Genomic DNA, 14,259 nt, shown 5'->3' with positions numbered 1-14,259 from the left:
TTTTTATAGCTGTAAAAATAACGATGTAAAAGATGTTTAGACTTGATCGGGCTTATATAGATCAATTTCCATGCCGTAAGAGATTGAGTCTATCAATAAAATCATATTGAGTTTTTCTCAATCTGGCTTAAAGTCTTTTATCAACTATTTGTATTTTTAAATGCTTTAAAAGAATGAATGCATTCGTTGCATGCTTTGCTTGAAATTATTTACAGGAATTATTTTCAGAACCTGACACTTTAAAAATAATAGGTTATTGAGCTGAAGATCATGGTAGATGAAGCGCTTGAGTGAATCCCATGTTACTGTAAGGTGGTGCTGATATAAGCGCCGTGAATGACATCATTCTTTTTATTTAAACGTTATATGGATCGGTATCATTTGAATATGGGTAAATCCTGTATTTAAAAATGCTGCTGGCGGTTGATTGATTAATTTTTCATTTATGCATTAAACAAGGTAATAAGGATGACTAAACCCAACATTATTTTATCTGAGCAAGATTTACATCGTCTGGAAACGATGCTGGAGAATCAGAGCAAGCTGAGCGAAACCATGATCCGCTTAGAGGATGAATTGGCACGTGCCGAAGTGGTCGAGCCGCAAGCGATCGCAAGCAATATCGTGACCATGCATTCCCGTGTGTTGTTGACCATTGCACCTTCTACGGAAGCTGTTGAGGTGACACTGGTTTACCCACACGAATTTAAAGGTGAAAAGGGGCAGGTCAATGTCATCGCACCGATAGGTGCAGCCATTTTGGGCTTAGCAGAAGGTCAAACCATTGAATGGCCACAACCGGATGGTAATACCATGAAAGTGACCATTGAAAAAGTGCTGTTTCAGCCGGAGAGCGAAGGGGATTATCTTTAAGCCAGCGTTGGATCATCCTTGAAAGCCATAGCAATATGGCTTTTTTTGTATATGGATTTTAAGTAAAACCTGATGTTGTAAGCATTTAGATCAGATTGAATACATTTTAAAGTTCTAAATGCTTAAAGTTAAATAATTCTCAAAATGCAATGTAGTCATTTATCTCTGCAATTGAATCATATTGCCAAAATCATAATTAAAATAAAGATAAAACATGGATTTAGTTAAAGTGATGTAACGAATTTCTGGATAAATATACACAACGCGGTCTGTTTTTTTGCTACATTCGAAGATGTTCTAGACTTCTTTGTTTCACTTTTTTAAAGGATATCGCCTCAACCATGTCGCGCTTTGAAGCTCTACCTGCCTTGACTGACATGATGCTTGATCGTGAGGAAATTCTGGCGATTAAGCGTAATGAGCTTGTGCCTGTACTGGATAATCAATATGGGCTGAATCATTATGCAGATGCTCTGATTCAGGCACAGTCCGTTCTACTGAATGGTGTAGATCCGCACTTGACCCAACAGTTAAGCCAGACCATTGAGCAATTGATTCATGCCTTGGCAGAATCTAAAAAATATCTGAAAAAACGTAAATTTAATGCTCTACAGAAATGGCTGGGCATCGATCTGGATTATGGCTCAAGTCAGGTGGAATATTATCAACGACTGGACCGTTTGCTGGATCAGGCCGACCACCTAAGCCGTAAATTACAGATTGAAATTCAGAAATCGCAGTCGCGTTTTCAGCAGCTTTTGGGTTTGCGCGAACAGATGGCTAAGCACATTGTCGCAGCAGATGAGTTTTTATCTGAATATCCGCTATTCGTCAAAAATCAGCATCCACTGGATAATTTTTCAGAACGCCTCTCCAAGAAAATTAATACCTTACGTACCTTGCAAAGCAGTAATGACATCGCCATTACCCAGATGCAGCTTTCGCAGCAGCTTTCCTTTAGTTTGTTGGATCGCTTTAAGGAAGCACAGCAGGTCTTGATTCCGGCTTGGCAATATCATGTCAAACAAAGCCAGACGAAACACTCGACAAGTGATCTGGAAAAACTTGATAATAGCCGTGAGAGTCTGATTAAAACGTTAAAAAAATCCCTCGAGAAGCCCTCGAAAACATAACAATATAAGGTGAACTATGACCAAGTCTGATTTAGTAAATTTACCTGTTGAAAGCTCGAATGAACTGGTCGAACAAAAATTCCAGCAAATGGACCTGAAAGAACTGGGCTTGCAGCCTGCTGACTTTCAGGAGGTGCTGGCTGCACGTAAAGAGTTGCAGAACATGAGTCATAACAGCGTGGCTGAGTATGGTAAAAATATTGCGACCAAAACTTCGACCTATACCGATGAATTGCTGAATCTGGTGCAAAATAGAGATCTGGATGCGACAGGACAAAAACTGAATCAGGTGCTACAGGTGGCTCAGCAGCTGAATACCAGCAGCATTCTCAATAAAAAGAAAAGTTCGGGTTTTTTTGGCAATATCATTAGCAAATTCAAAGGTGCGAAAGATAACTTTGATGCGCATTTCAATACTACTAAAGAGCAGTTAGATGTACTGGTGAAAGAGATTGAAACCTCGCAATCCGGTTTGAAAGCACGTGTTGATACCCTGGATAAAATGTTTGACGGGGTACAGGATGAATATAAACAGCTCGGGGTACATATCGCCGCAGGACGTTTACGCGAACAGGAGCTGCAACAGGAAATTTCCGCTTTAACCGCCTTGCCGCAAGATCAGAGCACCACCCAGAAAATTTATGACCTGAACCATCTGGCCAATAATCTGGAAAAACGTGTCAGTGATTTACAGGTACTGCAGCAATCTGCGATGCAGACCTTGCCAATGATCCGGATTATCCAGTCGAATAACCTGATGCTGGTTGACAAGTTCTATGCGATCAAAAACATTACTTTACCGGCGTGGAAAAATCAGATCAGTCTCGCAATTTCATTGAGCGAACAGAAGAACAGTGTACAGCTGGCCAATACTATTGATGATGCCACCAATGAGCTGCTACGCCGTAATGCTGACCTGTTACATCAGAACTCGGTCGATACGGCTAAAGCCAACCAGCGTTCGGTGATTGACATCGAAACGCTTGAACATGTGCAAAACACCCTCATTAAAACTGTAAACGATGTGATTCAGATTCAGAAAGAAGGTGTACAAAAACGCACAGAAGCAACCGTGCGTTTAAAAGCTCTGCAGGATAATCTGAATCATTTGGTGATTGAATCAAGTACCAGTGGATCCAAGCCCAACTAAATCAGGTAGGGCCAAAATCTGAAAGAAGGAGTAGAGATTGCCGCCCTTAGATGAATACGCCGTTAAGCCTCAGGACATCAAGCAGGGGGTAGTTGCACTCAAGAAACGTCAACGCAATTTGATGCTATTGGGTTTGACCACCTCTACCGTATTTATAGCCTCACTGATCAGTCTATTTTTCCAGCAGGAACTGGTCTATGGTTTTTTTGGCCTAAGTACCCAAGTACAGCAATTGCATTTGCCGGTCAGTGTAGATGCCACACTGGCCAGCATTGGTGATAGTCCAGATTATTTTTTTAGTTTGCTGAGCTGGTTTGGCTGGCTGATTATTAAAATTTTTGCCTCTTTCATCGGTGCATTTTTTGTGATTGGCTTACTGAAAAAGTTGCGTTTCTTTTATGTGCGCTTTCAGTCTTTTGTGTTGAAATTTGTCGCCTGGCTGATTGCTTTTATCGTGATCTGGTCAGGATTGACTTACTGGCAGCATGATCTACGTAATGATCGGGATGATGCTTATCAGCAAGTAGTGTATTACGACAGCAATATCAATGACAGTGAAATCGCCCGTTATCTGGCTGATTCAGAGATTGCAGCACCGGTGAAATCTTATTTACTGGCGCAAACGGCATTGCTGCATAAGCCTCAAGATTTATCTGCCGCAAAACCTTATGTTTTAAATTTGGTTGAAGCAGAAAAACAGGATCCTAAATTTGAACAATATGGTTTCAAGCCTGAACAAATTTGGACCATGCAGCAACAGGTCTATGGTCAAGCCATGACACCAGTCGCCAAGAGTGTAAATACGCAGGTACAACAGGCGGATCAGTTAAGTCAGATCACGAATCTGGTTATTATTGGTGTTGCTATTTTATCGGCACTACTTAGCCTAATCTTGTTTTTCTTGGCCAACTCAATCAAGGGTCGTTCTCTGCGTATCGAACAGCGGATTCATTAATTTCCCAAAATGCTCCTGAATAGGGTAATGCTGATCAGTTAAGGAATTTAGAAATAGACTCTTTAGCTTTTCAGTCGTTTATGAAAGAGTCTTAACTTTTTAAATCAAATACTTGCAATATCACTTGTTACTTTGGTTTCGCCCAAAGTAACCAAAAGCATTTGTCATCCGCAAAACTCGTCAGCCACTATCCCTTAGTAAATTTGTCGCAAAAACAATCATTTTTTAATGTAGTTCTGCCTCAAACAGTTGCGGATGACTTTGCTACCTATCAAATATAATCTTGAATTTAAAAAAAATGCCAGTCAATTGCTTAACTGACTGGCCTGGCATTACCTGAATAGGGAGCATTTTTTGATGGAATTTCAACGCTATTTTTAAGACAACCTATTCAACTTGCTCTATATAGCCCAAAAATAAAAACAAGGCAGCATAAAGTCTATAACTGGATTAATAATCTAAAATAACGATCAATAAAATAAAAACAAACTGTTTTACCTATTTATTCAATTCATTTAATATCCTGTTATCAAATAAACATTTACTCCTTTGGAGACGTTAGCAATGTTAGACCAAAATACTTCAGCTCAACTTAAAACCCTATTAGAACGCCTGGAAGGCCCAATTGAACTGGTCGCCACTCTGGATAGTTCTGACAAATCAGCCAAAATCCAAGAACTGGTGTCCGAGGTTGCTGCTCTGTCTAACCTGGTGACTGCACGCTTTGACGGGAACAATGCACGTGCGCCAAGCTTTGGTATTGCAAAAGCTGGTGAAGAACCGCGTGTATTCTTTGCAGGCTTGCCAATGGGCCATGAATTCACTTCGCTGATTCTGGCATTGCTGCAAACTTCAGGTTATGCACCAAAAGTCTCTGATGAAGTTTTGGCGAATATCAAGAGCCTGGGTGTTCAATCTAACTTTGACGTGTTCGTATCGTTAAGCTGCCATAACTGTCCGGATGTGGTTCAGGCACTTAACCTGATCGCCATCTATAACCCAGGCACTACAGCGACCATGATTGATGGGGCTTTCTTCCAGGAAGAAGTAGAAGAACGCAAAATCATGGCGGTTCCGATGGTGTTCCAGGACAACCAGCATATAGGTCAGGGTCGTATGACGCTGGAAGAAATCATTGCCAAGTTGGACAGCAATGCCGCTACCAAAGATGCGGAAAAGCTGAATGCCAAAGATGCCTTTGATGTCCTGGTGATCGGTGGTGGTCCTGCAGGGAATACTTCTGCGATCTATGCAGCACGTAAAGGCATTAAAACCGGGATCGTGGCTGAACGCATGGGCGGTCAGGTCATGGATACCATGGACATTGAAAACTTTACGTCTGTACAGAAGACCCAAGGTCCTAAATTTGCTGCCGAGATGGAAGCCCACGTGCGTGAATATGGTGTCGACATCATGAACCTGCAACGTGTCTCTAACATCAAAGGTGCAGATGAAACGGCCAATGGTCTGGTGGAAGTCACGTTAGAGAATGGTGCCAAACTGGAATCGAAAACCGTGATTCTGTCGACTGGTGCACGCTGGAGAGAGATGAATGTTCCGGGTGAGCAGGAATACAAAACCCGTGGTGTGGCATACTGCCCGCACTGTGACGGTCCACTGTTCAAAGGCAAACGCGTCGCTGTGATTGGCGGTGGTAACTCGGGTGTTGAAGCCGCGATTGACCTGGCGGGGATTGTGGAGCATGTAACTTTGGTGGAATTTGATACCAAGCTGCGTGCGGATCAGGTGCTGCAAGACAAGCTGAACAGCTTGCCGAATACCACCGTGATCAAAAATGCTTTATCTACAGAAGTGGTTGGTGACGGTTCACAGGTGACGGGTCTGAAATACAAAGACCGTGCTACGGATGAAGAGCATACAGTAGAACTTGCAGGGATCTTCGTGCAGATCGGTTTGTTGCCTAACACCGATTTCCTGAAAGAAACAGCTGTTGAGCTAACCAACCGTGGCGAGATTGTGATTAACGACCGTAACGAAACCAATGTGAAAGGTGTGTTTGCGGCAGGTGACTGTACCACCGTGCCTTACAAGCAGATCATCATCGCGACCGGTGAAGGTGCGAAGGCATCATTGTCTGCTTTTGATTACATCATCCGTTCGGGGCAATAAAAAAATAGCACCAAGGTTCCCCAAAACCGAGGTGCTATATCTTATAAATACATTATTATCGCTTTATAGGAACTTAGGACGCTAACACCCGAGTTCCTTTTTTATATTTATTATTGGATCAGCCAAAAGTGTCCCCACACACTTTTAGCTGTTCTTTGCCTCTCACTTTTTGTTTTCAACCCTTATTTTTATACTTTCCCCAAGGTTGTCTTTACATAAAGCAATGTTTATTCCATCGCTTCATTTTTAAGATTTAAATAAGTTCAAACCCTTAAATTTTTCCAGTAATTGTTCTTGTGTTTCCCGATACTCCGGATGTGGAACAATGCATTCAATCGGACAGACATCCACACAGGTCTGATGCTCATAAAAACCGACGCATTCCGTACACCGGTTTACATCAATTTCATAAACTTTTGCACCTTCATAAATCGCGTCATTCGGGCATTCCGGTAAACACATATCGCAATTGATGCATTTGTCGGTAATCAGCAGTGCCATATTTAACTCGCCTGATAAGCCAGTGAAGATGCCGAAATATCCGCAGTCGAACTTGGCAGATTACGGATGAGCAGGGCATATCGCATATCGACATCTGCCGTAACCGGAATCTCGACAATATGACCTGAACCTTTGGCGTCTTCGATCAGATTACCTTTTTTGTCTTTCATTTCGGTTAAAGTAAAGATGATATTGCCTTTAGTCGTCATCAGTTCGAGTGAGTCACCCACCACAAAGCGATTTTTCACATCAATCTTGATGTAATCGCCATTACGTTCCAGCACTTCACCGCAGAAAATTTGATGATCAAAACTTGAGGAACCATGTTCATAATTCTGATATTCACTATGCACATGGCGGCGCAGAAAACCTTCGGTATAACCACGATTCGCTAAGCCTTCTAATTGTGTCATCAGTGACGGGTCAAAAGGTTTACCAGCCAACGCATCATCAATTGCTTTACGGTAAATTTGAGCAGTACGGGCACAATAGAAATAAGACTTGGTACGGCCTTCGATTTTCAGTGAATGAACACCTACTTTAGTTAAGCGCTCTACATGCTGAACAGCACGCAGATCTTTGGAATTCATGAAATAAGTGCCATGTTCATCTTCTTCTGCGGCAAACATGTCTTCTTCGTTGCGCTGTAACAGCACTGGCTCGTTGAATTGGTGCTGCATCTGCATGTGCTGTTCATCAGCATCTTTAGAGCAGCAGCCTGAATCCAGATTTTTTACTGGAATGACATCACCGGTTTCATCTTCCTTGGCATCCAGAACTTTATATTCCCAGCGGCAGGCATTGGTGCAGGCACCCTGATTGGCATCACGTTTGTTCATATAGCCAGACAGCATGCAACGGCCAGAGTAGGCCATACACAATGCGCCATGTACGAATACTTCAATCTCCATATCAGGCACTTGCTGTTTGATTTCTGCAATTTCTTCAATCGACAGTTCACGTGACAGAATGACACGGGTCAGCCCCATGTTTTTCCAGAATTTCACGGTTGCCCAGTTCACGGCGTTGGCCTGAACCGACAGGTGAATATCTATCTCTGGAAAATGTTCACGCACCAGCATGATCAGACCTGGATCGGACATGATCAGGGCATCTGGCTGCATCGCGACCACAGGTTCCAAGTCACGAATAAAATTTTTCAGCTTGGAGTTATGTGGCTGGATATTGACCACCATATAGAATTTTTTGCCTAGTTCGTGCGCTTCTTTGATGCCAATCGCTAAATTGTCATGGTCAAATTCATTATTACGAACCCGCAGGCTATAGCGCGGCTGGCCGGCATAGACTGCATCTGCACCATAAGCAAAAGCGTAGCGCATATTTTTGAGTGAGCCAGCTGGTGAGAGAAGTTCGGTAATAGTGGTAATGCTCATGATCAAATCGAAAGACATATAAAAAGTACGGCTTTATTCTAATCATCTGGAATTTGGATTCAACCTAGTAAATCACTCGGAAATACGCGATTTGGAGGTAAAACAAGGTTTTATTTTAAGTAGGGAGCTCTCAATAAAATGTCTTCAACATTCAATCATTTTCAGGGTTTTCAAGCGTTTTTAAAATCTGGCAATGATCAATCGTGGTCGGGGTATTGCAACTTTCTCTCAGTGTGATCAGTTGCCGTTCAAATATTTGTAATTCTTTAATTTTATTTGAAATATCCGAAAGATGCTGATCAATCAATTGGTTGACGGCACAGCACTCCTGCTCCGGATTTTGTTCAAGTTGAATCAGGGTTTCAATCTCTTTTAATGACATGTCCAAGGCACGGCAACGCTTGATAAAAAGCAGTCTTTTTAATGCGTCTTCACCATAATAACGATACTGATTACTTGCTCGAAAATTCGGCTGAATAAAGCCTTTTTTCTCATAAAAACGTAGGGTATCAGTGCTTAGACCAGTTTTTTTAGCCATTTCTGAAATCAAATAAACTGACATATCGCCCTCCTGCTTGACCTTGGAGTTAGTCCATAGTTTCTAATCAATTTATCGTATTTTAGATAAAAAATCATCGGGGGAATGATATGGCCTGTAGTTGTAGTCCTGAACCGGCACCCATCAAGCCCAACAGCAAATTTAGAACAGCGCTATGGATTGCCTTGCTGGTGAACTTCACTTTATTTGTAGTGGAGCTGATCGGTGGTGCATATGCACATTCATCGGCCTTGTGGGCAGACGCGCTAGATTTCTTTGGAGATGCGGTCAATTACGGAATTTCTTTGGCTGTACTCGGTGCGAGTCTGTATTGGCGGGCAACAGTCGCTTTGGTGAAGGGAATGACCATGGCATTGTTTGGTCTGGTGGTTATTGGCAAAGTGATTTACGCCTATCTGCAAGGCATTCCACCTGAAGCACTGACAATGGGCCTGATTGGTGTGCTGGCCCTAGTGGCAAATGTTTTTACAGCAGCCATTCTTTATGCTTTTCGTGAAGGTGATTCCAATATGCGGTCGGTCTGGCTCTGTAGTCGTAATGATGCAATTGGCAACTTTGCGGTCATCTTGGCAGCCGTAGGCGTATTTGGTACAGGCAGTCTTTGGCCGGATATTATTGTGGCTGTAATTATCGCTACACTCGGCATCACATCAGGTTATCAAGTGATTAAGCAGTCTCTGGAAGAAAGATCACTTAAACATAAATCCAGCTAATTTTTATATTTAAAGCTGTCCTGCAGGGCAGCTTTTTATTTATTTCCATTTTTATAATATTTGAAAAATAAAGCTTTACAAATAAACAAATTAAATTAGAATCTCTGGCGAAATTCAGAAAATATACATAAATTTTAATAATTTAGTTTTTTGCATCGTGCGAGGGTTAATGTGAATTTAATTAAAATTTTTTCAATATTGGCAATATCGGGGCTAGCCGCTTGTAGTTCCAAAGTCGTGACTTATGATGCAACAGGAAAAATCATCGGTTCATGTATGGCGACGCGTGGCCTACTTTCGACCGCAAGTGCACATTGTAGTGGTTCAGGCGATGCCTTAGGTGTGAATTACAATACGCCAGATGCTGCTACGGGCCTATTACCAACGCCACCAAGCCAAAATCAGATTAATTTAAAACCGTAAATAATAAAGGGGAATATCATGAAATTATCAGCACTTATTGCACTCGTAGTGACTGTTATATTGACGGGCTGTGCATCGTCAGTAACTACATTTGACTCTCATGGCCGTATGATTGGTTCATGTAAAGCGCAAACGGGTTTCATCATTGCAGGTGGCGCAGGCTGTTCAGGTTCTGCAAACCAGGAAGGTCGCGATCGTTAATTATTTAGTGATGGTTCCAATAAAAAACCGGACTTAAAAGTCCGGTTTTTTAGTTTAGCAAATCTTATTTTTCTACGAATGCACGTTCAATCACGTAGTCACCTAGAACGCCCATTTTTGGAGATTCTTTCAGACCGTGTTGGTCAAGAAGCGCAGCAACGTCATCTAGGAATGCCGGGCTACCACATAACATGGCACGGTCAGTTTCCGGGTTGAAACGTGGCAGACCGATTTTTTCAAACAGTTCGCCGGTTTCAATCGCAGTCGTAACACGACCTTGGTTTGGATATTCTTCACGGGTTACGGTTGGGTAATATACCAATTTTTCTTTCGCGCCGAGTTCAGAGAAGAATTCATGATTTGGCACTTCATTCAGGATCAAATCTTGATAAGCCAGTTCTGAAATGAAACGGGTACCGTGAACTACGATAATCTTTTCAAAACGCTCGTAAGTTTCAGGATCGCGAATAGTCGACAGGAACGGTGCAAGACCAGTACCAGAAGAAAGCAGGTAAAGATTTTTACCTGGATTCAAGTCATCAAGTACCAATGTACCTGTTGGCTTTTTAGAAACCAAAATGTCATCGCCGACTTTTACTTTCTGTAAAATCGAAGTCAGTGGACCATCAGGCACTTTAATTGAGAAAAATTCTAACTCTTCTGCGTAGTTGGCGCTTGCAATTGAATATGCGCGCATTAACGGCTTGCCATTGACTTCAAGGCCGATCATTACAAACTGACCGTTTTTAAAACGCAAAGCAGTGTCACGAGTCGTTTTAAAAGAGAATAAAGTATCATTCCAGTGGTGGACGTGAGTAATCTTTTCGACGTTAAAAGCAGCCATTAAAGGTCTCAATAAATTATCAAATTAGAACAGCTTGCTATTCTAATCTAAATTCATTCTCGATAAACTGAATATATTTAATTGAGCTTATCAAAAAAAGTGATGATGACTGAACTGACGCTGCCGATTATTGGTTATATGCGCTCTCCCTATAAAGAAAAATTCGGTATTCCTCGTCAGCCGAATCTGGTTCAGGTCGAAAGCTATATTGAAATGGTCGGGCCCTATAATGATCTGCTCGCCTTTGAGGGGATTGAAGAATTCAGTCATCTTTGGCTGGTCTGGCAATTTCATGACAATAAAAACCAGCACAACAGCCAGTTTCGTCCACAAGTGCGTCCACCGCGTTTGGGCGGTAACAAGAAAATAGGCGTGTTTGCCACGCGCAGCATGTATCGTCCATCACCGCTTGGTTTATCTGTGGTCAAATTCAAGGAAGTGAGAAAGGTCGGCAAACATGTTCGAGTGTATGTAACAGGGAGTGACTTGCTCGATGGCACGCCGATTGTCGATATCAAACCTTATATTCAATATTCAGATGCCATTGTTGAAGCACAAAGTGGTTATGCGCAGGATGAACCGCAACGTAAGACCGTCATCTGGAGCGATGAAGCGGAGCAGCAAAAGCAGCAATTACTAGGAAATGGAAAAATTTCTGTGCAAACAGTTCAGGAACTGGAAGCGGTTTTATCTCTAGATCCAAGACCGGCTTATCAGGAAGATGAAGAACGGGTGTATGGGATGAGGTTTGCTGATTTAGATATGAAATTTAAAGTAAATACGCAATATATTCAGATTGTCGAGATTTAAAATTTTGAGGGGAGAAATTTCCTCCCCCCAAAAAATAATCCTAGTTGAATTACATTACACGGTATTTATCAATCTCTTTACTCGCAGTGGGGTTAAATACAGTACATTCTGTTTTTATTGCTTTGATAATAAGTTCCTGTTCCAAAATTTCTTCTGGAGTACCAGAGTTATTGGCTTTTAGTTTATTTAATCTTGCTTGTTCAAGTTCGATTTCTTTATTTAATGTGTAAGAAGTTCCAGCTTTATAATACTCACCCTGACGGTATTTGTTGTTGATGAAAGCTATAGCATTCGTATAGTCATTTTCATAACTTTTGGTTGAAATATAGGTTTTATAACCACCAAAAGTGGAAGTAGTATAATTTTCGCTAAAATTATCAGGGTCAAATGTATCTGAACTATCTAATGGATGTTTGTACATTAGGATATGATCTTTTGTAGATGACAGGCTGATACCACGTAAACATTGTGAACCACTTGGAAATTTCTTGTCTTTAAGTTTAGAAAGATAGAGTTGTCGGAAGCTACCATAATAATTTAGCTTAGGTTCGGAAGAGACCAGATACGTATATGTATCTATGTATTCAGCCAATGGTTTGCCAGATAGATCGACTAACTCATATTTTTCAGTTAATTGAAGACCTGTATGCCCAATTTTAGAGGATGGAATATAGATTTTTTCAGTTGGAGTATTTTTTAAAAGTGATCCAATTTTGTAGCCTAATTGAGGGTCTTTATTTAATTCTAATTCGTAGAAACCTTCATCAGTTAAATAGTCGTTAAGGAGATAAGATTCATTTGGATCAAAATTTTCTGTATTGTTTGAATCGCTCAAATAGTCTACACGTAGATATTGTGTATTGCCTTTAGCAGTGAAAGTTATTTTATTAAATAGATTTTCTGAATTATCAGCATAAGAGGGTTCATAGGCAGACCATTCAGAATCATTTATTGTAGTATTTCCTGTTCCTGTTCCTGTTCCTGTTCCTGTTCCTGTTCCTGTTCCTGTTCCTGTTCCTGTTCCTGTTCCTGTTCCTGTTCCATTGTCTGTGCCAGAAGATGAACCTCCACCACATGCACTTAACATGAAGGCACTAAAAATTGCGAATGATAAAGCCTTAAATTTCATAAATACCCTATAAAAATTATATTAATTCAATTGTTTTTTAAAAGTAAAGTCAGCCCACTATAGCTATAAAATATTGAAATAAAACCTAGTAAAAATATAAAAATTAATTAGTTAGAAATATTTAATAATTAAAAGACCATCCACCACAAAACCCCAATCAACACTGCCATATGCAAAATCTGCACAGGTGCAAAATAAAGGGCAAACTTCCAGCTACCGGTCAAAGCGGCATTGGCTGACTTGGCCAAGGCATGAGCACCCAGACCTAAAAGCAGGGCATAAATCAGACGCATATTTGAAGGATCGCCTTGAACGACGACACTGGCCATCGCGGCATGAATCTCGAATAAAGAGGCGAGCAAGGTCCCGGCCAGTAAGCCGGCATCCCCGAGCCAGACCTCCAGTCCGTAAACTCCAGCCTGAATCAATGTTAATGTGACTGCAATAATCACAGCTTCTTTTAAGCTGAACATCTGGCTGTCTGACGATTCCATGCTCGGCGCAGGTTTTGCATTGCGCAATAATAAAAATGCACAGGCTGCCAGAAGGATTACGGCAACTAAAGAGGGCAAGAGCAGGATTTTAAGCCAGCTCCAGGATACGCCCCCGATCACAATCAATAGCAACACAATAGTCGAGATACAGGACATCAGCGCGGCACCGGCATTCGATCGTGCATCCATTTCACCTTTACGGACCTGTAAGCCCAACTGAGCGATGGTCGCCGTACTGGAAACAAAACCGGAAGCGATGGAGGACAGCATCAGGGCATTTTTAGTCGAGAAAAAGCGTTTCGCAATATGAGCCAGAGCTTGTACCACTAAAATTAAGGTCAGTAATTTGAGAATAAGATAAGGATTAAGCACTTCGCCCCAAAAAGGCCGGTCAGGAGTAAGCGGTAGACCAATCAAAATCAAGGCCAGTAATAACAGTCCATCCCTGAACTCGGCTTCTTTAATCCATTTTCCGGCAATATTGTGCATGGTATGTTTGGCCATCAAAATACCGGTTAAGAGCACGGAAAGACCGGCTGCCAGAGAAATATTCCACAAACACATGGCGCCAATAAAATAGGTCATCACAAATGCAAGCTCTGTGGTAATGCCCGGGTCATCTGGCTGATTTTTTATGGATAAAATGACCATGCCACCCACGATCAAAGCACCTATTACAGCAATCACGATTCCAAACAGGAAACACAGTGCGCCCAATAAAGCACAGATCGCAAAGGAACGTAAGCCGGCAAAACTCGGTTGCTGCTCACGTTGTTTATGCCGTTCCCGCTCCAGACCAATCAATAGGCCGCAGCCCAATGCCGAGGTGAGTATCGTGAGCAGTTCATGAAAAGAATGCGCATGCAGGGGAACCGCAGTCAAATCCATCTGTGACCTCAGCAAGCTAAGAGTTGATTATTTAAAAATATATGTGATGAGATCAGGTTTGC

At 41.7% G+C, this 14,259-nt stretch carries 15 protein-coding genes; 9 read left to right on the top strand and 6 right to left on the bottom strand.

The annotated features are described in order from the left end of the window. Positions 1-468: 468 nt before the first annotated feature. The 5 genes from rnk (at position 469) to ahpF (ending at position 6,241) form a co-directional block, all read left to right on the top strand. Positions 469-873 (top strand): nucleoside diphosphate kinase regulator, encoded by a 405-nt coding sequence (rnk, locus tag AC1IR0_RS02565; protein ID WP_004279022.1) that lies wholly within the window; start codon positions 469-471, stop codon positions 871-873. 341 nt (positions 874-1,214) lie between these two features. After that, the gene (locus tag AC1IR0_RS02560; protein WP_004645592.1) at positions 1,215-2,006 is read left to right on the top strand and encodes a hypothetical protein; all 792 of its coding nucleotides are present in this window, start codon (positions 1,215-1,217) and stop codon (positions 2,004-2,006) included. A 16-nt stretch (positions 2,007-2,022) separates the two neighbouring features. After that, complete coding sequence (locus AC1IR0_RS02555) at positions 2,023-3,156, top strand: toxic anion resistance protein (RefSeq protein ID WP_479741160.1); 1,134 nt, start codon at positions 2,023-2,025, stop codon at positions 3,154-3,156. 37 nt (positions 3,157-3,193) lie between these two features. Continuing rightward, positions 3,194-4,111, top strand: coding sequence for a hypothetical protein (locus tag AC1IR0_RS02550; protein WP_479741159.1), 918 nt, complete (start codon positions 3,194-3,196; stop codon positions 4,109-4,111). A gap of 564 nt (positions 4,112-4,675) precedes the next feature. Continuing rightward, entirely contained in the window at positions 4,676-6,241 is a 1,566-nt protein-coding gene (gene ahpF / locus AC1IR0_RS02545; protein WP_479741158.1) for an alkyl hydroperoxide reductase subunit F, read from the top strand. A gap of 246 nt (positions 6,242-6,487) precedes the next feature. Here ahpF and AC1IR0_RS02540 read toward each other — a convergent pair whose 3' ends face one another. From AC1IR0_RS02540 to AC1IR0_RS02530, 3 genes are all read right to left on the bottom strand, one after another. Beyond that, complete coding sequence (locus AC1IR0_RS02540; protein WP_004645588.1) at positions 6,488-6,742, bottom strand: YfhL family 4Fe-4S dicluster ferredoxin; 255 nt, start codon at positions 6,740-6,742, stop codon at positions 6,488-6,490. Positions 6,743-6,744: 2 nt separating this feature from the next. After that, a complete protein-coding gene (gene trhP / locus AC1IR0_RS02535) occupies positions 6,745-8,154 on the bottom strand; it encodes a prephenate-dependent tRNA uridine(34) hydroxylase TrhP (protein WP_479741157.1) in 1,410 nt (469 codons plus the stop codon). Positions 8,155-8,287: 133 nt separating this feature from the next. Then, entirely contained in the window at positions 8,288-8,698 is a 411-nt protein-coding gene (locus tag AC1IR0_RS02530) for a Cd(II)/Pb(II)-responsive transcriptional regulator (RefSeq protein ID WP_005247458.1), read from the bottom strand. A gap of 86 nt (positions 8,699-8,784) precedes the next feature. Here AC1IR0_RS02530 and AC1IR0_RS02525 point away from each other — a divergent pair, with 86 nt between their 5' ends. From AC1IR0_RS02525 to AC1IR0_RS02515, 3 genes are all read left to right on the top strand, one after another. After that, complete coding sequence (locus AC1IR0_RS02525; protein ID WP_071851681.1) at positions 8,785-9,408, top strand: cation efflux transmembrane domain-containing protein; 624 nt, start codon at positions 8,785-8,787, stop codon at positions 9,406-9,408. Positions 9,409-9,579: 171 nt separating this feature from the next. After that, entirely contained in the window at positions 9,580-9,831 is a 252-nt protein-coding gene (locus AC1IR0_RS02520) for a hypothetical protein (protein ID WP_409666821.1), read from the top strand. Between the two features lie 18 nt (positions 9,832-9,849). Then, positions 9,850-10,032 (top strand): YgdI/YgdR family lipoprotein, encoded by a 183-nt coding sequence (locus tag AC1IR0_RS02515; protein WP_005247454.1) that lies wholly within the window; start codon positions 9,850-9,852, stop codon positions 10,030-10,032. Positions 10,033-10,096: 64 nt separating this feature from the next. Here AC1IR0_RS02515 and AC1IR0_RS02510 read toward each other — a convergent pair whose 3' ends face one another. Then, positions 10,097-10,876, bottom strand: coding sequence for a ferredoxin--NADP reductase (locus tag AC1IR0_RS02510; protein ID WP_409666823.1), 780 nt, complete (start codon positions 10,874-10,876; stop codon positions 10,097-10,099). Positions 10,877-10,981: 105 nt separating this feature from the next. On the opposite strand from AC1IR0_RS02510, the gene tsaA reads away from it, so the two are divergent. Then, on the top strand, positions 10,982-11,686 hold the full coding sequence (gene tsaA / locus AC1IR0_RS02505; RefSeq protein WP_409666351.1) for a tRNA (N6-threonylcarbamoyladenosine(37)-N6)-methyltransferase TrmO: 705 nt from the start codon (positions 10,982-10,984) through the stop codon (positions 11,684-11,686). 49 nt (positions 11,687-11,735) lie between these two features. Here tsaA and AC1IR0_RS02500 read toward each other — a convergent pair whose 3' ends face one another. Beyond that, positions 11,736-12,815: a hypothetical protein gene (locus tag AC1IR0_RS02500; protein WP_479741156.1), complete on the bottom strand. Its 1,080-nt coding sequence runs from the start codon at positions 12,813-12,815 to the stop codon at positions 11,736-11,738. Positions 12,816-12,943: 128 nt separating this feature from the next. Further along, entirely contained in the window at positions 12,944-14,197 is a 1,254-nt protein-coding gene (locus AC1IR0_RS02495; protein WP_409666353.1) for an MgtC/SapB family protein, read from the bottom strand. Positions 14,198-14,259 lie beyond the last annotated feature (62 nt).

It is taken from the genome of Acinetobacter sp. 129952, assembly GCF_056642055.1.
This window is presented reverse-complemented; position numbering and strand designations above follow the sequence as displayed.

Excerpts from the sequence above, each read along its gene's own strand:
- AC1IR0_RS02525 (WP_071851681.1), top strand. The coding sequence starts at position 8,785 with ATGGCCTGTAGTTGTAGTCCTGAACCGGCACCCATCAAGCCCAACAGC.
- ahpF (WP_479741158.1), top strand. The coding sequence starts at position 4,676 with ATGTTAGACCAAAATACTTCAGCTCAACTTAAAACCCTATTAGAACGC.
- tsaA (WP_409666351.1), top strand. The coding sequence starts at position 10,982 with ATGACTGAACTGACGCTGCCGATTATTGGTTATATGCGCTCTCCCTAT.
- AC1IR0_RS02495 (WP_409666353.1), bottom strand. The coding sequence starts at position 14,197 with ATGGATTTGACTGCGGTTCCCCTGCATGCGCATTCTTTTCATGAACTG.
- rnk (WP_004279022.1), top strand. The coding sequence starts at position 469 with ATGACTAAACCCAACATTATTTTATCTGAGCAAGATTTACATCGTCTG.
- AC1IR0_RS02510 (WP_409666823.1), bottom strand. The coding sequence starts at position 10,876 with ATGGCTGCTTTTAACGTCGAAAAGATTACTCACGTCCACCACTGGAAT.
- AC1IR0_RS02515 (WP_005247454.1), top strand. The coding sequence starts at position 9,850 with ATGAAATTATCAGCACTTATTGCACTCGTAGTGACTGTTATATTGACG.
- AC1IR0_RS02500 (WP_479741156.1), bottom strand. The coding sequence starts at position 12,815 with ATGAAATTTAAGGCTTTATCATTCGCAATTTTTAGTGCCTTCATGTTA.
- AC1IR0_RS02540 (WP_004645588.1), bottom strand. The coding sequence starts at position 6,742 with ATGGCACTGCTGATTACCGACAAATGCATCAATTGCGATATGTGTTTA.
- trhP (WP_479741157.1), bottom strand. The coding sequence starts at position 8,154 with ATGTCTTTCGATTTGATCATGAGCATTACCACTATTACCGAACTTCTC.
- AC1IR0_RS02555 (WP_479741160.1), top strand. The coding sequence starts at position 2,023 with ATGACCAAGTCTGATTTAGTAAATTTACCTGTTGAAAGCTCGAATGAA.
- AC1IR0_RS02530 (WP_005247458.1), bottom strand. The coding sequence starts at position 8,698 with ATGTCAGTTTATTTGATTTCAGAAATGGCTAAAAAAACTGGTCTAAGC.
- AC1IR0_RS02560 (WP_004645592.1), top strand. The coding sequence starts at position 1,215 with ATGTCGCGCTTTGAAGCTCTACCTGCCTTGACTGACATGATGCTTGAT.